The sequence below is a fragment of the Halovenus aranensis genome (genome assembly GCF_900100385.1).
Lineage (GTDB): Archaea > Halobacteriota > Halobacteria > Halobacteriales > Haloarculaceae > Halovenus > Halovenus aranensis.
In genome coordinates this window covers 64746-82925 of sequence record NZ_FNFC01000015.1, presented here as the reverse complement: position 1 = coordinate 82925, position 18180 = coordinate 64746, and the positions used below count along the sequence as shown (strand labels likewise).

The window sequence follows — 18180 nt, the reverse complement described above, 5'->3', positions numbered from 1 at the left end:
GGTGGTGTTCAGATAAGGATTGAAGAGTGAGGCGTAGCGTTTTCTGAGTGATCATGCCCGAAAACGCTAGCCTCAGCGGTAGTATCGACCAGATCAACTTAGAGTTTATTGAACGAGAAGCGACACCGCGATTTCTGATGAAGCTCAGTATTCAGTTGCATCTTGCAGGACTATCGCTTTCGAATACTGTTTCTGTTCTTGAAATATTCGGTGTCGATCGTGCGCGTTCGACTGTTCATAACTGGGTTCATAAGGCAGATCTACAGCCCGAAGATGGGCAAAACCCGGATCACGTTGCGGTTGACGAGACTGTGATCCAACTCAATGACGAGCAATACTGGCTGTACGCTGCTGTCGATCCCGAAACAAACGAATTACTCCATACAGAGCTTGAACCGACAACAAACAAGGTAATCGCTCATGCATTCTTTGCTGAACTTCGCGAGAAACACAACGTTGACGATGCGGTGTTTCTCATCGATGGCTCGCATTCACTGAAAGACGCCTGTTCACGACATGGCCTCGATTTCAGATACGAACGCAATGGAAATCGCAACAGCGTCGAACGTGTCTTTCGAGAAGTAAAACGTCGAACCACTAGCTTTTCAAACTGTTTCAGCAACGCACAAGCAGACACAGCTGACGACTGGCTTAGATCGTTTGCCTTCGCATGGAATCAGCTTATCTGAACACTACCCCGACGCAAGTGGAAGATTTAAACTATATCGATTCCGAACGACCCGATATGAGTGACAACGAGGGACGGAAGAACCTGCGGATGCCGGACGACGACGAAGTGTTCGCGGTCGTGACTGACATGCTGGGTGCAAACCGTGTCAACGTCCGCTGTATGGACGGCGTCGAGCGAACGGCGCGCATCCCCGGTAAGATGCAAAAACGCATCTGGATTCGCGAAGACGATGTCGTCCTCGTCGAACCGTGGGACTGGCAAGACGAGAAAGCCGATATCACGTGGCGCTATGAGAAACAGGAGGCCGACCAGCTCCGCGACGAAGGTCACATTCAGGAGTAACCGCGGTTCTTCCCTCTCGCCGCCGCCATTCGGGCGACGAAGTCGACAGCCCCTGCCGGCGGTGTCTCTCTCTGTTCATCGTCCCATAGCGATGTGTCTCTCACTCGGGGTATACGTTCGGCGAAACTCACAGCAGGTGTGACTCGACTGTCGCTGGAGGGGTGTAACTGTTGCGAGGAGTGGATAGACCGCCGGCGGCCCGCGTTACTTCCGCGATTTGTTACTGGAGAGACTCGGGCGAGTCCGCTCGGTGCCCTTGCCTTTCGACTCCAGCCCGCGGTTCTGCGTGCCGGCGCTCGTGAGGCCACGCATCGCGCGGTTCTTGTGCGTGTCGTCACAGATCCAGTTCAGGTCGTCGTCGTTCTCGATTGCCGGATGCTCTGGGTCGAGCATGATTACTTCGAACCACTTCTGGCTGCCGTCTTCGCCGACCCAGTACGAGTTGAGGACGCGCAGGTTCGTGAACTTCCGGGTACATCGCTCCTCGGCGATGCGCTGGATGTTCTTGCGGCGGTTGAGGCGGTTGACACCCTGGCGCGCCGAGCGTCGACCGGCCGTGAACCGCTGTTTGCGCGACCCGCCCTTTCGGACGCTTACGCGTGCGAGGACGACGCCCTGTTTGGCCTTGTAGCCAAGCGAGCGCGCCCGGTCGAGCCGAGTCGGGCGCTCGATGCGCTCGATAGCGCCCTGGTCGCGCCATTCCTGCTGTCGTTCCCACTGAAGCTGTGCGACTTTGCCGTCGTCCGGGTCTTTCCATGCGTCCCGGATGTGCGAATAGAAGCTTCGTGCCATTGGTGTTCACCACGGGCGTTGCGTGGTTCAAACCGTCGACGAGGCGTCTCGTGCGGTTCACATCCCGACCTGTGTACAACAGGTGCCCACCGGTGCCCGTCGTCCTGGTAGGTATAGAGTCGTTCCAGAGTTGCGAACAAAAGGCCTTCGAAGCTGTCTCAGGTCACGCTGTCTTCGTCGCCGTCGGGGGTGATGTCCCGTGGTCCGCTCAGATACGCCGCATAGAGGACCATCGCGGCGATTGTAAAATCGAGGCTGTGTCCGATGACGTGGTGATACATCATCGGAACGACTCCCGACGCCGTGCCGATGCCGAGAAACGACCGGACAAAGAGCGCGCCGACCGCGACAGTAATCAAGACGTACCGGCGAGACCGTCGGCGCAGGCAGGTGACGAGGCTGGCGACGAACAGGAGTCCAGTGCCGATGCCGGCAAGCAGGATAATGCCAAGCAAGACGAGCGACCCCTCGACGCCCGGCCACTCGCCAGCCGAACTGAGTACCGCCGTGGTGTACTCCATCGTGCGTGTGTGTAGGGTCGTCCCCGTAATCAAAGGCCGGGCGTTCTCCGCACCTGGGAAACCGCCGGCCGTTTATGTACACGCTCCCGTACATTGAGCTAGGTGAACGTTCAGTGTCAGAGACGCGGTCACGTATTCGGGACTGCATCCATCGAAACCCCGGCATCCACTTCAACGCTATCAGCCGGAAACTCGATATCGCGACCGGACAGACCCAGTACCACCTCCGGAAACTGTTCAGGCGAGAGGACATCCAGCGCGAGTCTATCTGCGGAAAAACCCACTACTATCCGCCGACGTACTCCGAGTGGGAGCGAGGTGCGATTGCGCTGTTGCGCCGGGAGAGCACCCGTGAGGTCGTCTTGCTGTTGCTCGAACGCGAGCGTGTCGCCCCGGCCGACATCGCCGACCGGTTGGGAACCGCCCGAAGCACCGTCGAGTGGCACCTCTCGAATCTCGTCGAGCACGACGTCGTCCGGAAGACCGAAACCGACGACGGGCTCGTCGTCGAGTTGACCGACTCTTCGACGACCTACCGGCTGCTCCGGGAGGTCGAGCCGCGCTTTTCGGACCGGCTCATCGACCGGTTCTCGCGACTCGCCGACGAACTGCTCGCCGAGTAACTGCGCTTCCTTGCTGCGTTCTCGATTGCGAATCTCTCCTTTGGTGAGACTGTTCTGTCTTTTCGCGTTCTCTGCTGGCCTGCTCGGTCGGTCTCTGGTGTGGACGACGGCAGTCGAACTCCGTCGCTCGACGTACGCACAATCCGCCGCCCAAAAAATTAGATGCGTCTAATCTATAGTTTTGATGAAAACTACTATATATTTTGACCAGCCACGACTAGCTGACGATGGACAACACGAAGCAGTCGAACGCTGAGACGTTCACACGCAGAAGAGCCCTCACCGCCGGCGGAGTTCTCGTTACTGGTCTCGCCGGATGCGTGAGCAGTGGTAACGACACCAGTTCCACGAACAACGACGGCGCGAACGGGGACGGTCCCGCCGTCGCGGTTGCGTCCTTTTTTAGCTTCTATGATTTCGCACGGAAACTCGCGGACGGGACGCCAATCCAGGTTAAAAACCTCATTCCGACTGGACTGCACGGCCACGGCTGGGAGCCGAACGCGAGCGTGACCAAAGAGATCATCGAAGCGGATGCGTTTCTCCACGTTGGTCCGGGATTCCAACCGTGGGCCGACCGCGCGATTCAGACCCTCCAGGACGACAACGTCGATACACAGCTGATTAACGTCCGTGAGGGTGTCGAACTTGTCGACCTCGCGGCGACGCTCGACCCCGACGAGGAGGGTGTCGGCAAACAGCAGGGCAAAGACCCACACTTCTGGCTCGACCCCGACCGGGCGAAGCAGTCGGTAGATAACATCGCCGACGGACTCGTCGAACTCGCTCCCGAACAGGAGAGTGCCGTCCGGACCAACGCTGAGACGTACAAATCCGAGACGCTCGAACAAATCGACCGGGACTATCAGGCCATCTTCGACGCCGCCGAGCGAAACGTCGTCCAACTGGCGGCACACAACGCCTTCCAGTACATCGGCGTCAGGTACGATACAGAAATGGTCCCGCTCGTCACAAATCTCGCAGCCAGCGGCGACGTCAAACCCTCGGATATCGCCGAGGCGAAGGAGGTAATCGACGAGAATGACATCGAGTACATCGCCAACGGTGTCTTCGAATCGCGGCGGCCAGCGAAGCAGTTGCTCAACGAAACACGGGTCGAAGGATACCTGCCCGTCACCCCGTACGCGGGGGTGCGAGAGGACTGGGTCGAGAACAACTGGGGGTACGAGGAAATCGCCTACAACATCAACATGCCCACGTTCGAGGTTGTGCTCGGCAACAAACAACCCGACGAGGTCGGACCCGACGGCTGGTCCGATGAGTGGCTGAACTTCGAATGAACGACCAATGAGTACACAACCGACAACACACTCAGCGACCGCAAGCACAGAACACAGCACGCCTCTCATCGAGCTAGCCGGCGTCGACTTCGGGTACACGTCCACGCCGGTCGTCGAAGACATATCGCTCCAGATCGACGCCGGCGAGTACGCTGCGGTGGTCGGCCCGAACGGCTCGGGCAAATCGACGCTCATGAAGCTGATGCTGGGGCTGCTCCGGCCCGACGATGGGGTCGCCAGACTGTTCGGCGACCCTTCACATCAGTTCGACGACGGGTCCCGGATTGGCTACGTCGCCCAGCACGCAAGCGCCTCGAAAGAGATGCCGATTACCGTCCGTGAAGTTGTGAAGATGGGTCGATTTCCACATGTCGGCTTCGGTCGTCTTTCCCGTGACGATTGGGAGATCGTCGACCGGGCGCTCGAAACGGTCGGCATGGGCGCGTTCGCGAGTCGCCGTGTGACACAGCTGTCTGGCGGTCAGCGCCAGCGAGCGTTTATCGCCCGCGCGCTCGCCAGCGAGGCCGACCTGCTCGTGCTCGACGAGCCCACCGTCGGGGTCGACATGGAATCGGTCGAGGCGTTCTACGACCTCCTGGACGCGCTGAACAGCAACGGCATCACGGTCTTGCTCATCGAACACGACCTGGGCGCGGTCACCGAACACGCCGACCGCGTCATCTGTCTCAACCGTGAAATCTATTTCGACGGACCGGCCGATGCGTTCGTCGAAAGCGATGCCCTGGCCCGTGCCTTCGGAACCACGGCGAATCTGCTGGGTGGTTCTCGATGACTCACCTCCCAAACACCCCGCTTCAGATGGGACCACTAGACGCCGTGTTCGGGCCGCTGTACTGGTTTCTCGAACTCTGGTCGGGGCTCATGTCCTGGGTGGCGAAGACGACCGGCCTGGAGTTGCTCCGGTATGGGTTCATGCACCGAGCGATTTTGGTCGGCCTCTGTATCGGCGTGATGGCCCCGCTTATTGGAACCTTCCTCGTCTATCGCCAGCTGGCGCTCATCGGCGACGCACTCGCCCACACCGGCTTTGCTGGTGTCGCCGTCGGGCTGTTCCTCAACGCGGTCCTCGACTTGGGGGTCTCTCCCTATCTGACGGCTGTCGTCGTCGCCATGATTGCAGCCCTGCTCATCGAACTTATCTCGGAGGCGACTGACGCCTACAACGATGTCTCGATGGCTATCGTACTCTCGACGGGCTTTGCGCTCGGGACGACACTAATTAGCATCAACGCCGGTGGACTCGCCGTCGGCGTGAACCAGTTCCTCTTTGGCAACCTTTCGACGGTGTCGGAGGACAGCGCAGCGATACTGCTGGCGCTGTTCGTGATTGTCATCGGCGTGGTCGGACTCACGCGCAACCAGCTACTGTATGTCACCTTCGACGAGACCGCCGCGGCGGTCTCGGGCCTGTCGGTGAGCTGGTACAACCGAACAATGGTGATGCTGACGGCCATGGTGGTCGTCGGCGCGATGCAGATTATGGGCGTCATCCTCGTCGCCGCCATGCTCGTTGTCCCCGTCGCGGGTGCGAGTCAAGTCGCCCGGAGCTTCACCGAATCTCTCCTCGTGTCGGTCGTGCTTGCCGAGCTTGCCGTCATTCTCGGGATTGGCGTGTCGTACTACGGCAAGGCGACCGCCGGGGGCGTCATCGTCCTCGTCGCAGTCACAATCTACGTCATCGCGGTCGTGCTCGGAAAGCTCCAGACGGCCTTCGGCGAGGAGGGCTCCCCCGAGATGGGACGCATCGATATCAACAAAACCGAGTCGAGTGGGGACTGACTCAACTGCCGTCCGAGACTCCCGTGCTATCGTCGAGACACAGATGACAGCTCCAGACGCTACGGACACGCCCGAGTCGCTGCCGGCGGTGACGCCAAAGATGGAAGACTACCTCCGCCGCATCTACCGGCTTGAGCAGGATGCCAACGGCAGGGTGCCAAACGCACAAATCGCGGATGAGCTCGGCGTTACCCGAGCATCGGTGACCAGTATGCTCAGTACGCTCGCAGAGCTGGGGTTGATCGACCGACAACGGTATCGCCCGATCTGTCTCACGGCCGAAGGCGAGACGCTCGCGCTACGCGTCATCCGCAGACACCGGCTCGCCGAGACACTGCTCTCGGAGCTGTTCAGATACGCCATCAGCGAGGTCGACGGCGAGGCGGACATCCTCGAACATCACCTCAGCGCGCGGCTCTGCCGAGAGATCGAACAGGAACTCGACATGCCAGAGACCGACCCACACGGTGACCCGATTCCCGACAGCAACCTCGATTTGCCACAGTCGGCCGACACCACGTCACTAGCCGAGGTTGAAGCCACGACGACTGTGACGGTCACGCGGATTATGACACAGGATGACGACGTGCTCGAGTATCTCGCGACAGTCGGGCTCGAACCGACGAAACGCATCCGTATCGTCGAAACCACCTCCATCGGCACGGTGGTCCTCACAATCGGAGAGAGCAGCGAGCAGACGAGCCTGCCGAAACGAATCGCCACACAGATTCTCGTCGCCGTTGACTGACCGAGCACAGCGGCATGCCGGCTTCTCTCCTGGAATTCGTTGTCGAATTTCAGAACTGACGAGTAAGACGGTGTCCCTCCTCCGGAAGGCTAGCTTCTCTGATTCGGGGCGGGGACACTTCTCCGTGGGAGTGCAGTAGATATTATCCGCTCGCGCGTGCCTTCACAGCCGATCCGATGATGCAGTCTATCACGACGAAGAGAGTCAGTATCCCGCCGGCGATAATTGAGAACACCTCTCCCCAGTAGACGCCACCCGATGGATTCAACCCCTCGACGGTAGCCCACGTCGAGACGACGAGACAAGGGACTGCGACAGCAGCGAGGACGATGTCGGTGGATTTGCGCGTGTACAGACCGCGAGTAAGCACCGCGAGTTCGATCACGAACGGGAGGACGAGAACCGGCGACCCGACACCCGGGAGCAAAAGCGGGTGAAATTGCGTGTGTTGTAGTATCATTTTTGTGATTGTTTTTATCATTCGACGTCTATTGTGGTTTTTCTCTCTGTCGGTATCACCGGCGGTCAGCGCGTCTCGTCTCCGTTTTCAGCTCTAGTCTCGGCGTCCGGAGACTCCTCGTCGCTCGTAAAAAGCGCGAGATACAGCCACGCCCACGCGTTCGGTCGTTGCCGGCGAGGTCCGTCAGCCATCGGTCATACCCTCTCGACGCCGACCTCTCGTTCGGTTCGAACGCGGGTTCGTGCATGCTCGGTCGACTGTCATATCGCATCTCTCCGAATCGGGGCACTCACGAGACTGTCCTGTTCGACCGTTTCCGCGGGGGCAAACGTGAGTTGCCAGCCTCCGTCTACGGCAGTCACTCGAACGGACTGTGGGGACCGCTCCCTGCGGTGTCGGCAGAGTTCGAGAGTCACCGGCAGTACTGGGAGGCGGTCGCTGCGCGATGAAAGTGCATAGCCGGAAATCTGGGCAACGGTCGTCTCTGTGCTGTCGTCGAGACCGGTCGGCTGCGGTGTGCGTGTGTAGCTCTCGATGAGGCCCCGCTTTTCGAGTACGGACAGTGTCGCGTCGAAGGGGTTGTTCGCGCCGTCTGGTTGCTCTAATCGGGCCGCAGCATCGAGGAAGAGGTCACTCTGATTCGAGAGAGAGAGGTGCTCGTCGAGTTCGCTGGCCATGCTTTCGAGGAGATACAGACAGAGTTCGTCGGGATTCTCGACCGTCTCGGCGAGCTCAAAGTACGCGTCCATGACGGCGCTTTCGAGCCCATCGTAGCCCGCTTCGGAGACGGTCTCGAAGACAACGCCGGCCACGCGGTGACAGAACTCGACGAGCGTGCGCTGTTCGGGCGTGGTGGTCTCGGGTAGTACGGGCTCGGAGAGGTGTTGCCGTGGTGCCCCCGACGAGTACTCCCGTCGGTCTGTCCCTGCTGGGTCGTCGGTCGTCTCCTCGCAGACGATCAGGTCGTAGTAAGGGACCTGCGGGTCGTAGCGTCGCAGCGCAGACCGATACTGCTCGGTGGCGCGGGCGGCGCCCCGCGCGGTGGCACGGTCCCGAAACCGACACCCGGCCGCGGGGACTGGCCGGTCGCCTGTCCGCCCACAGATGACGTAGTACTGTCCGTCCGCAGCGGCGAGCGTTTCGATATGCTCTCTGATGTCGACGAGTGTTGGGCCAACCATACTGGGTGTGCAGGCTAGTCCTCTTCGAGACTCGGGTGGGTGCGCTGTTCGTCCGGATGCGGTTCGGCGAAGCGCTCGCCCATCACGTCGAGTGACTCTGCTTCGCGGTCTGTTCGTTCGGCCTCGCCGATCTCCGCACAGCCCGGTGGGAGCTCGCGCCCACGGTCGGTGAAGTAACCTTCGGGCACAACCCAGTCGTGATAGAACGGTCGGTCGTCGTCTTCGAGGATAGTGACACCCACTTCTGCGCCGTGGCCGGCACAGACGATAGCCTGGTGGGGTTTCTCTGCGAGGCGGCCGGCAGCGTACAACCCGTCGACGCCGGTCCGCCCGCGTTCGTCGGTGTCGACGAACGCCTTTCCGCGGTCGATGATGCCGATGCCGTCTATCCCGTCGAGATACCCGACCACGTTCTTCGTGGCCGCGACGACATACCTCGTGTGGTACTCGCCGGCATCTGTCTCGACTGCGAACCCGTCCACGCTCTGCTCGACACTCGTAGCGGTCGCGGTCACCTGCTCACAGCCTGCGTTTGTTGCTTGCTCTTCGACGAGGTCAAGCAGCTGGCAGCCGTTGACGCCAGCCGGGAAGCCCGGGAAGTTTTCGAGGTGGGCGTTTCGTCGGAGAATCGACCCGCCCGCGTCGATGACGAGCGTGTCCAGCCCGTGGCGCGCGGTGAAGAGGGCCGCCGAGTGGCCGGCGACGCCGCCACCGATAACGACAACGTCCAACCCACTCATTGGTCAGATGTCTCCATTGACAATATCAGCAAGCCGCTGTCGGTCGAACAACTGTTCACTCTCCGAGAGTTGCCCATATCCGGGATACGACCCGAACTCGTCGGGGTAGAGTTGTTTGGCGGCCATCTCCGTCTGGAACATGTTGATAATCGGACCCTGGTACGGAGTCCCCCCGACGTAGACATCGTCGTTTTTGATGGCGGTCACTTCGCTCCCGACTGGATGGTTCTGCAGCAACTCTCGTTGCTTTTGAATCAGGTTCACTCCCTGGAAGTCGCGATACGTGATGCCAAAGTTGAAGATAATAACGTCCGGGTCGTACTCCAACAGGCCCTCGAAACCCACCTTGGTAGAGGACTGGCCGCCGTATGCGCCTTCGAAGGCGTCGACGACGTTCAAATCGCGGTACTGTTTCTTCCCCCACGTCTTTTCGACCGCCGATTTCGGGTTGTAGACGACCCATCCGTCACGGTTCTCAGGGTTGTACCGTCCATTCACCAGCGCCATAGACCGACGCTCGCTCTCCTGTGGCACACGCGACCGAATGTCTTCGATGAACGGTTCATACAGGTCAAGCAACGCCTCGCCGCGCTCCTCTTCGCCAAACAGAGCGGCGTATTTCGGGATATATTCGGGCAGAGATACGTATGAGTACGACTCGCCGCCCGGCCAGGTTGTCCACCCGTCAAAGCGCTTTCGTCGGCTTCCGTTTCCGAACCAGGGTGCGACGCTCTCTCGAATCCGCTTTGCCTCCGCCTTTTCGAGCCCGTATGCAGCAAGGAGGATGTTCGGGTCGATGGCCATCAGATCAGGTTCGAGGTCGTAGACAACCTCCATATCGGTGTCACGGTCGGTTGTCGTAATCTGGGGAAGGTCAGCGGCCTCTGGAACGCTCACGCCGTCCAGGAAGTCATAAAACCCTTGATACCAGAACCGAGGGTCGACCATACCGACGGCGCCGTCCCCCTGACCCAGTGCGGTTAACAGGTCGGCGGTGAAGCCGAATCCGCCGACCCAGGAGGCTGGCGGCTCCTCGAGCGTCAGTTCACCAATCGGGGGCATCGATGCCGAGAACGCTTTCTCAGTTGTCTCTGTCGAGGTAGCTGTAGATTCCCCGGTCGGTGTCGGTTCTGTGTTGCCCTCGCCGGACTCTGTTGGGGTCGGACTCTCTTCTGGCTCTGAATCCGAGTCCGAATTGCCCGTGCATCCAGCGAGAAAGCCCCCGCTGGCGACGACTCCACAGTACTTCATGCACTTCCGACGGGTCGACATCTCGTGTCCGCTGCCATCGTCTGCCATGTGTTTTAGGCTAGCCTAAAAATATAAAAACCTACCGGAACACTCAATTCCGACGTTCGCCACTCGACAGCGTCTCCTGGTGGTTCGAGCGGAAAATTGCCTTTCGTCGGCCCCAGTCCCGGCGAAGCGGGCGCTGTCGTTTCTCGTCTGTGGCGACCCTCGCTGGCGTGGCCATCAGCTGTCTCCGCCGTCGGCACGGGCGATACGCTCTGGCGGTTGTTCCGGCTCGCCCTCGTCGTGGCGGGGCTGTAGTGGCTCGATTCGGGGACCGCGCTGCGTCACCTCAACCCGGGCGTCGATCTCGAACACCTCTGCGAGTAGCCTCTCCGTGACGACTTCTTCCGGCGTGCCACGGGCCTGGATAGAGCCGTCCTTGAGCGCGACCATCTTATCAGCGAGTCGCGCAGCCTGCTCGATGTCATGCAGGACGACGACCACCGTGATATCGCTCTCATCCCGGAGTGTCTCTACGATTTCCATTACCTCTAGCTGGTGGTGGAGGTCGAGAAACGTCGTCGGCTCGTCGAGCAGCAACACGTCGGTGTCCTGGGCGAGGACCATCGCAATCCAGGCTAGCTGTTTCTGTCCGCCACTGAGGCTCCCCACCTCGCGGTCACGGATATCTTCACAACCAGCCAGCGTGATTGCCCGGTTGACCGCGGCGTGGTCCGCTTCGGTCACGTGCTCGAAGAAACCACGGTGGGGGTACCGACCGTGATACACCAGATTTTCGACGGTGATTGAGTTCGGTGAGGTACTCTCCTGAGAGAGCAGGCCCAGTTTCCGTGCAAGCTCTTTGGTGTCCATCGTGTGCACATCCCGACCGTCCAGAAGCACAGAGCCGTCTTCGGGGGCAAGCTGTTTGGCGAGTCCCTTCAACAGCGTGCTCTTCCCAGAGCCATTCGGCCCGACGAGCGCGGTCACCGCACCCGGCTCGGCGACGAGCGTCTCGCCGTCGATGACTGGTTCATCCATCGGCGGATATTTGAGGACGAGGCCGTCCCCGGACAGTTCACTCGTCGGCATCTGTTCGTCCTCCTCGGCGGACACCGCTTCACCAGTGGACTCCTCTGTGCCTGCCGCGTCGGTACCGCTTGACAGCAGTCTATCGAGTATCTTGTGCGTCATCTCAGATTTCACCCATCTCCTGTTTTTTCCGCATCAGATAGAGGAAATACGGGCCGCCGACCAACCCAGTGACAACTCCAACGGGAATCTGGAGGTCCGAACCTGTAATGACTCCCATTCCCAATCGTGCGCCGACATCGGCAGCGACCATCAGTGCCGGGCCGACGAACAGACAGCCGACGATTACTTTCTTGTAATCGCTCCCAACGAGGTTGCGCACCATGTGCGGGACAATGAGGCCGACGAAGCCGACAATGCCGGCCACCGCGATGCTCGCAGCAGCAGCCAGCACCGCCACACCCGAGAGCGCAAACCGAACCTTCTCGATCGACATGCCGAGGGACTTCGCAGTCTGTTCCCCCAGTAACATCACGTTACACTGCCGTGCACCAGCGATTGCGAGCACGACTGCGATGACCGACCACGGGAGAGCCATCCGTACTTGCTCCCAGTCTGTTCCGGTGAGTGAGCCGGTCGTCCACGCGAGGGCCTCTTGGACAACGCCGAGATCGTCTGCAAAAAAGAACAGCGCTGTCTGCAGACTCTTGAAGACCGTACCGACGATTACGCCTGCCAGGACGAGTCGGACCGGCGACGTGCCGTTCTTCCAGGCGATGGCATAGACCACAAGAAACGCCGCGATTCCACCGAGTGCCGCTATGACTGGGAGCAGCGTCGAAACCGCAAAGGACAACTCCCCAACACCGACCGGCAGGCTGATACCGGGGACAGCGACGAACGCACCCCCGAGCAGCACGGCCCCAACCAGACCGATGGCACGTAACTGACGCCGCTCGACCCCGTACCACCAAGCGCCCGCGACCCCGAACAGCCACACGAGGGTAGCCCCTCCGCCAAGTAGACCCCCCTGTGTTCCGGTCAGGGCGAGAAACGGAACCGCGAGGACAAACGAGGGAATCGCCACAAGGACAACGAGAATCATCAGTCCCGCCCCCGAGGAAACGCCGAGGATGAATGGGCTCGCCAGTTCGTTGCGGGTGATTGCCTGGAAAATTGCCCCCGAGATAGCGAGGTTCATGCCGACGATAATCGCGACGAACACTCTCGGCAGGCGGATGCTCCAGACGATGAGGCTTTTTCGCCCCATCTCGGGCAGTTCCCCCCCGAGCAGGAACGAATTCCACGCCTGCTGGTTCAGGAGAACGTCCGGGTTGACTACAGCCGACCACGCCTGGCCGACGCTCATCGAATACGAACCAAAGCTCACCTGCACGAGCCCCGCGAGTACGACGACAGCGATACTCCCGAGCGCAGTCATCACGAGCCGCGGGTCGAACAGCCAGACGAACCGACGGGTGTCCCGAGTGCCTGCTGCCTGGCCGTCTCCGACTGTTTCGTTACTCATCGGTCTCTCACACTCACTGTGTCGCTTTTAGCGCACACGTCCGGGCATCGCCACGAGTGGGCGCTGACGTAGGCGGACACGTGGCCGGTCATCGTTCGACCCCCGACTCTCGTTCGGGCCGTCTGTCTTCGGCGGCGGCGAGTATCTTGTCGTCGTCTATCTGGTCGAGAAGCGCCGCCGTATCCACGGCTTCGACGATATGCGCCGGGTCGAGGTGAGATGCGAGCGCTTCCTGTCCGGCCCCAGCCCGTGCGTCGATTTCATCAGGGGATATGTGCGACGAAACCGACTTGCCAATCCTCGCCTCACGGACCCGCTGGTATCGGTCGGAGTCCGGCGCTACGGGTGCGTCCGCGCCATAGTGGGCGTCGAACCACTCGACCAACTGAGTCCGGTCGGACAACTCGTCGTCGAGCTCGGCCCTGCGGCGCATCCAGTCTACGCCGTCGGCGACTTCCTCCCACCAGCCGTCGTCGATTCGAGCGTCGGCGATGACACGTCGTGCGACGCGTGCGCCCCGTCCGGCAGCGACAATCGCCTGGTCGTCCTCTTCGGCGGGAGTGACGACGTACAGCCGGTCGACCGGCGTGGTGCCGTCGTGGTCGGCGTACTCGCCGTCGAAGTGCTCGTGCTCTTTGCCGCCGTGTTCGTGGGTCTCGAACATCTCGGCGTCGTCGTCGAGGCCGCGCATGTACTCGCCGTCATAGCGCGTAGCTGCCACGACCTGCCTCGCGGTAATTGACTCTCCTTCCTGTGGTGTCACGCGGAAACTCTCTTCGTCGTCGGTCTGCTCGACCGACTCGACGAGGTCCGAAACTATCTCACAGCCAGCGGTCTCGGCGTGGTCGTGCATCAGCCCGTACATCGTCTCGATGTCGACCCCGCCGGGGAATCCGAGGTAGTTCTCAAGGTGAGCACACCGCTGGAGAGACGAACGCCCGCGGTCGAAGATGACGGTGTCGAACCCTTCGCGGGCGCAGAAAACGCCCGCCGAGCAGCCCGCCGGGCCGCCGCCAACGATCACAACGTCGTGGTCGTCTGTCTCTGCGAGTTCAGTTTCTGTATCTGGCATTGTCAGCCCTCCCTCTCGCTGATAGCTGTGATTCGCTGGCGGGAGAACAGCTGTCCGGCTTTGGGTTGGCTGCCGGAGCCGTGCCACTCGCCCACTTCTGCGTGGTGCTCATTCGCGGCCATCTCAATCTGAAATCTGTCGACGAGTTGCTCTCAGACCGCAGCTCTGGCGGAGTAGATGTATCGTCCCGTCTGTTCTCGCCTGGCATATTTTTTAGGCTATCCTAAACAACTAAAACCGTTCCGGTTTTTGGCCGCCCTAAAAATTCGCAAGTATTGTTCTTCGGCGTTACGGGATGTGCTTGTCCAAGTCGCTACAAGCCTGGTGCCCTCAGGTAGGCGAGAACCACTGGGTCTACCGGTCCACCGTAGCGACTACTACCGGGGTTCCGAACGACGTCGGCACGATGAGAACACGAGTGGCGTGCCAGTTCGGGTATATACGTGGTCCGACTTCGGGATGTGAGAGCCTATAGCGTAGGCATTCACCGTCTCTTATCGACTTCGACGACCTGCTAATCTGGTCCGACGGTTCTCTCGTCCCTCAGCAGCTACATTTCATATAGCGTCATGTGATTTACTGAGGACAGCGAACACCAACAGCTCGAACATACCAAAACCACCGAAAAGGCCCGCAGTTACTCGATTTGCTCGCGGTACGCGTCGGGCGAGAGCAGCTCTTCGAGTTCGCTCTCATCGTCGAGGTCGAGTTCGACCATCCACCCGTCGCCGTAGGGGTCTTCGTTGACGAGCTCGGGCACGTCGAGTAGTTCCTCGTTGACCGCGGTCACCGTCCCGGAGACGGGGGCGTAGATGTCCGAGACGGCCTTGATGGACTCGATGACGCCAAAATCATTACCGTGGTCGAGCGTGTCGCCCTCGCCCGGCAGCTCGACGAACACCACGTCACCGAGTTCGTCCTGTGCGAAATCGGAGATGCCGATTCGAGCGGTTCCGTCCTCGACGCGGACCCACTCGTGTGATTCGAGGTACCGACAGTCCTCGGGAATCTCGAAGCTCATGAGAGGAATGGGGGTGTCCTCGTATGTGCTTTCTTCGGTTCGCCCCGGATGACGACGCGGACCGACTCGTCGTCGTAGTCTGCCGGCAGATACGCGAGCGCAATCGCCTCGCCGAGTGACGGGCTCATCGTCCCGCTGGTCACGGTCCCTATCTGGTCGCCGTCGGGCGTCGTCACCTCGTAGCCAGCCCGCGGGACACCGCGCTCGTCGAGGACGACGCCGGTGAGTTGCTCATCGATCGTCGCGCTGTCCAGTGTGTCTCGGCCGACGAAATCGGTATCGAGCGCGACGGTGAAGCCGATGCCCGCCTCGTATGGGGTACGCGGATTCTCCTCGGGGTGGAAGTCCTCACCCGAGAGCAGAAAGCCCTGTTCCAGACGGAGCGTGTCCCGAGCGCCGAGCCCGCAGGGCTGACAGTCGATACTGTCCCAGACGGCCTGGGCGTCCTCCCACGCACAGACCACCTCGAAGCCTGTCTCGCCGGTGTAGCCGGTGCGGGCGACGTAAGCCTCTCGTCCGGCAACGGTGCCACTCGCCACGTCGAACGGCGAGAGCGCCGACAGGTCGACGCTGGTCTCGTCGCCGAGCAGCGCCGGCGACTCCGGTCCCTGGATGGCGAACATGGCGTACTCGTCGGTCCGGTTTGTTACCGTCGCTTCGAGGTCCCACTCCTCGCGGTGGCGCTCCCAGCGGTCGCTCATCTGCTCGTCGTGGCCCGCGTTCGGAATAAAGAGGTAGCCGTCCTCGTCGGGCCGGTTGTACAGTACCGTATCGTCGAGTATGACTCCTCCGTCGTCGGTGATTGCGGCGTACTGAGCCTCGCCGGGGTCGACGGCGGTCACGTCGTTTGTGACCAGTCGCTGCATGAGTTCGGTCGCGTCCGGTCCCGTGACCGTCACCTCGCCCATGTGTGAAACGTCGAACTTGCCGACCGCCTCGCGGACGGCGCTGTGCTCTTGGCGTATCGAATCGAACTCGACGGGCATCTCCCAGCCTCCGAAATCCGTCGTCTTCGTCGAATGGTCGACGGGCGGTTGTCGCAGTGCCATACCTCGACTGTCACGCCCCCTGCCCCTAATGGTTGCGTCAGCGGCAGTAGTAAATCAAATGTCGCTATATCAAACAATTGCGGAGTGCGAACCGAAACTGACCAGTAGCCCCCGGCACAGCGCCCGCTATGGACGAACAACGGCAGGTCGCGGCGTTTATCGACCGCCACGACATCGACGCACCACCCGCGTTCCGACTGCTCGATGTGGTCTCGGAACTCGGCGAAATCGCAAAAGACGTGAACGAGTCGACGGGCTACGGCGACACTCCTACCGAGGCGGCTGTCAGCGAGGACGAACTCGGGGACGCGCTGTTCGCGCTGCTTGCACTTGCCGAGGAGCTCGACGCCGACGCCGGCGCGGCCCTCGACACGGCGCTAGCGAAATACGAGTCTCGGCTGGAGACACAGAACGACCCTTCCTCGGGCGAGTAAGCCAGGACGCGTGTCTACCGCCATCGGCGAAAACTACTGGCTGTCGTCTTCGGTGAGCCGTGCGGCGGTCGTGGCAATCTCTTGAATCTGGCTGGTCTGCTGTTCGTTCGCGGCCGCAATCGTCTCGATTTCGCCGGCCATCTCGTCGAGGTCGTCTACCAGCGAATCCACCATGCTCGCCACCTCTTCGGTCGTCGCGGCCTGGTCGTCGGTCGCGTTCGCGACCTCCTGGATACCGTCTGTGGCGTCCCGGACGGCGGCCAGAATTTCGTCGAGATTTTCCATCGTTTTACCAACTTCTTCCATGCCTTCTGCGACCTGCTCTGTTGTCTCGGCCAGGCTCTCGACGGTTTCGTCTGTGTCTGCCTGGACCTGTGTCACCGTCTCCTCGATTTCGCCCGCGTTCTCTTTGGTCTCGCTGGCGAGTGACTTGATTTCGTCGGCGACGACTGCGAATCCCTCGCCAGCTTCGCCCGCCCGTGCGGCTTCGATTGAGGCGTTCAGCGCCAGCATGTTCGTCTGGTCAGCAATCTCGTTGATGACGGTCGTCACCTCGCTCACCTGGTCCATTCGGCCTTGCAGACTATCGACATCGGTTGCGACCTCTTCGACCGCCGCCTCGATATCCTCCATGGCACCCAGGGCGTCGCGCGCGGACTCACTCCCTTCCTGTGCGAGGTCCTCGGCGCGCTCGCTGGTCTCTGAGACCTGCGTCGCTGTCGAAGCAATCTCCTCTATCGTCGCGCTCATCGTTGCCACCTCTCCCGCGACCTGGTCTATCTGGTCGGTCTGTTGGTTTATCGAGTCACTCACGACAGTCGCGCTCTCTGTGACGTCTTCGGCGGCGTCAGAGAGTTCGTCTATCGGGGTCGCGAGTTCGTCTTCGACCTGTCTCATCAGCTCCTCTTGGCGCTCGACGGTCTTCTCGATATCTTGGCTGTAAGAGTCGAGATAGGTCTCCATCGCCACCTGCTGGTCGAGATTGAGGAGCTTCTGGACGCTCAGCATGCGGTCGACGAGCGTGTCGAGTGCCTCGCTGGCCTCGTTGTCGAGGTCGGATTTGAGGTCCGCTGTGAGTGCCTCGGCGATACCTACGTAGTAGATACTGTAGGCTCCAAGGTAGATTTTCGGCCCCAGGTCGAGCATATCGTGGAGTTTGCCGATGCGTGCGCGTCCATCGAAATAGTCCTGGTCGTAATCGCCTGCCCCCAACTCCAGCAGGTACTGCCGCTGGGTGCGCTTGAGCGCCTCGATTGGCTTCGAGGAACTGTCCATGATAGCCACGGTCTCGTTGTGGGCCTGCAGGTGGTCGTAGAACTCGTCGACCAGTTCCGGCGCAATCTCCTCGAATAGCTCGTCCATCTCCGCGAGCCGAGCCGCATCCTCGTCTGTAAACTGTGTGAACTCCTTGCGCCAATTGATTTCCTCGCCATCGATACCGAGTCGGTCCGTCAGTTGCCTGCCGTCGACCCCGCGTCGCTCTGTCTCGCTCACCTTGATTTCGCTTTTGTTCGATTTCGCCATTACTGTTCTTCTATCGTTAATAGGTAAATATGTTATTTACAGCCCTTTATAAGGAATTTCTGTCCTCCACGTTACCCATCGAACGTGT

22 protein-coding genes are annotated in these 18180 nt (G+C 60.6%); 8 read left to right on the top strand and 14 right to left on the bottom strand.

Annotated features, from left to right (window positions below):
- The first annotated feature begins 53 nt into the window (after positions 1-53).
- Both BLR34_RS14305 and eif1A read left to right on the top strand, forming a co-directional pair.
- Positions 54-689 carry an IS6 family transposase gene (locus BLR34_RS14305; protein ID WP_092700659.1) on the top strand — a complete coding sequence of 212 codons (636 nt, stop codon included), beginning with the start codon at positions 54-56 and terminating at the stop codon, positions 687-689.
- A gap of 56 nt (positions 690-745) precedes the next feature.
- Positions 746-1033 carry a translation initiation factor eIF-1A gene (gene eif1A / locus BLR34_RS14300; protein ID WP_092704228.1) on the top strand — a complete coding sequence of 96 codons (288 nt, stop codon included), beginning with the start codon at positions 746-748 and terminating at the stop codon, positions 1031-1033.
- Between the two features lie 204 nt (positions 1034-1237).
- Here the strand turns inward: eif1A and BLR34_RS14295 are convergent, their stop codons facing one another.
- Positions 1238-1825: a 50S ribosomal protein L15e gene (locus BLR34_RS14295; RefSeq protein ID WP_092704226.1), complete on the bottom strand. Its 588-nt coding sequence runs from the start codon at positions 1823-1825 to the stop codon at positions 1238-1240.
- A gap of 158 nt (positions 1826-1983) precedes the next feature.
- Positions 1984-2346: a DUF7471 family protein gene (locus BLR34_RS14290; protein WP_092704224.1), complete on the bottom strand. Its 363-nt coding sequence runs from the start codon at positions 2344-2346 to the stop codon at positions 1984-1986.
- Positions 2347-2459: 113 nt separating this feature from the next.
- Between BLR34_RS14290 and BLR34_RS14285 the strand changes: the two genes are divergently transcribed.
- From BLR34_RS14285 to BLR34_RS14265, 5 genes are all read left to right on the top strand, one after another.
- Complete coding sequence (locus BLR34_RS14285) at positions 2460-2969, top strand: winged helix-turn-helix transcriptional regulator (protein WP_092704242.1); 510 nt, start codon at positions 2460-2462, stop codon at positions 2967-2969.
- 227 nt (positions 2970-3196) lie between these two features.
- A complete protein-coding gene (locus BLR34_RS14280) occupies positions 3197-4270 on the top strand; it encodes a metal ABC transporter substrate-binding protein (RefSeq protein ID WP_092704222.1) in 1074 nt (357 codons plus the stop codon).
- Positions 4271-4277: 7 nt separating this feature from the next.
- Complete coding sequence (locus BLR34_RS14275; RefSeq protein WP_092704220.1) at positions 4278-5063, top strand: metal ABC transporter ATP-binding protein; 786 nt, start codon at positions 4278-4280, stop codon at positions 5061-5063.
- Complete coding sequence (locus BLR34_RS14270; RefSeq protein WP_092704218.1) at positions 5060-6070, top strand: metal ABC transporter permease; 1011 nt, start codon at positions 5060-5062, stop codon at positions 6068-6070. The genes BLR34_RS14275 and BLR34_RS14270 overlap by 4 nt, the downstream gene beginning before the upstream one ends.
- A gap of 43 nt (positions 6071-6113) precedes the next feature.
- Positions 6114-6818 (top strand): metal-dependent transcriptional regulator, encoded by a 705-nt coding sequence (locus tag BLR34_RS14265; RefSeq protein ID WP_092704240.1) that lies wholly within the window; start codon positions 6114-6116, stop codon positions 6816-6818.
- A gap of 142 nt (positions 6819-6960) precedes the next feature.
- On the opposite strand, the gene BLR34_RS14260 is transcribed toward BLR34_RS14265, so the two are convergent.
- The 11 genes from BLR34_RS14260 to gcvT all read right to left on the bottom strand — a co-directional run bounded on the left by BLR34_RS14260 (position 6961) and on the right by gcvT (position 16134).
- Positions 6961-7278 (bottom strand): hypothetical protein, encoded by a 318-nt coding sequence (locus BLR34_RS14260; protein ID WP_092704216.1) that lies wholly within the window; start codon positions 7276-7278, stop codon positions 6961-6963.
- Between the two features lie 65 nt (positions 7279-7343).
- Complete coding sequence (locus tag BLR34_RS17530) at positions 7344-7469, bottom strand: hypothetical protein (RefSeq protein ID WP_281240909.1); 126 nt, start codon at positions 7467-7469, stop codon at positions 7344-7346.
- 69 nt (positions 7470-7538) lie between these two features.
- On the bottom strand, positions 7539-8459 hold the full coding sequence (locus BLR34_RS14255) for a DUF7551 domain-containing protein (RefSeq protein ID WP_092704214.1): 921 nt from the start codon (positions 8457-8459) through the stop codon (positions 7539-7541).
- Between the two features lie 14 nt (positions 8460-8473).
- Positions 8474-9199: an FAD-dependent oxidoreductase gene (locus BLR34_RS14250; protein WP_092704212.1), complete on the bottom strand. Its 726-nt coding sequence runs from the start codon at positions 9197-9199 to the stop codon at positions 8474-8476.
- Positions 9200-9202: 3 nt separating this feature from the next.
- Positions 9203-10498, bottom strand: coding sequence for an ABC transporter substrate-binding protein (locus BLR34_RS14245; RefSeq protein ID WP_092704210.1), 1296 nt, complete (start codon positions 10496-10498; stop codon positions 9203-9205).
- A 43-nt stretch (positions 10499-10541) separates the two neighbouring features.
- Entirely contained in the window at positions 10542-10673 is a 132-nt protein-coding gene (locus BLR34_RS17525) for a hypothetical protein (RefSeq protein WP_281240908.1), read from the bottom strand.
- Positions 10673-11626, bottom strand: a complete 954-nt coding sequence (locus BLR34_RS14240; protein ID WP_092704208.1) for an ABC transporter ATP-binding protein — start codon at positions 11624-11626, stop codon at positions 10673-10675. Before BLR34_RS14240 ends, BLR34_RS17525 begins: the two co-directional genes overlap by 1 nt.
- Before the next feature lies 1 nt (position 11627).
- The gene (locus BLR34_RS17275) at positions 11628-12992 is read right to left on the bottom strand and encodes a FecCD family ABC transporter permease (RefSeq protein ID WP_245683230.1); all 1365 of its coding nucleotides are present in this window, start codon (positions 12990-12992) and stop codon (positions 11628-11630) included.
- Between the two features lie 88 nt (positions 12993-13080).
- Positions 13081-14064, bottom strand: coding sequence for an NAD(P)/FAD-dependent oxidoreductase (locus BLR34_RS14230; RefSeq protein WP_092704206.1), 984 nt, complete (start codon positions 14062-14064; stop codon positions 13081-13083).
- Positions 14065-14701: 637 nt separating this feature from the next.
- On the bottom strand, positions 14702-15085 hold the full coding sequence (gene gcvH / locus BLR34_RS14225) for a glycine cleavage system protein GcvH (protein ID WP_092704204.1): 384 nt from the start codon (positions 15083-15085) through the stop codon (positions 14702-14704).
- Positions 15082-16134 (bottom strand): glycine cleavage system aminomethyltransferase GcvT, encoded by a 1053-nt coding sequence (gene gcvT / locus BLR34_RS14220; RefSeq protein WP_092704202.1) that lies wholly within the window; start codon positions 16132-16134, stop codon positions 15082-15084. Before gcvT ends, gcvH begins: the two co-directional genes overlap by 4 nt.
- A gap of 128 nt (positions 16135-16262) precedes the next feature.
- Between gcvT and BLR34_RS14215 the strand changes: the two genes are divergently transcribed.
- Positions 16263-16568, top strand: a complete 306-nt coding sequence (locus tag BLR34_RS14215; RefSeq protein WP_092704200.1) for a MazG nucleotide pyrophosphohydrolase domain-containing protein — start codon at positions 16263-16265, stop codon at positions 16566-16568.
- Between the two features lie 33 nt (positions 16569-16601).
- On the opposite strand, the gene BLR34_RS14210 is transcribed toward BLR34_RS14215, so the two are convergent.
- The gene (locus tag BLR34_RS14210) at positions 16602-18092 is read right to left on the bottom strand and encodes a globin-coupled sensor protein (protein WP_092704198.1); all 1491 of its coding nucleotides are present in this window, start codon (positions 18090-18092) and stop codon (positions 16602-16604) included.
- Between the last annotated feature and the right edge of the window lie 88 nt (positions 18093-18180).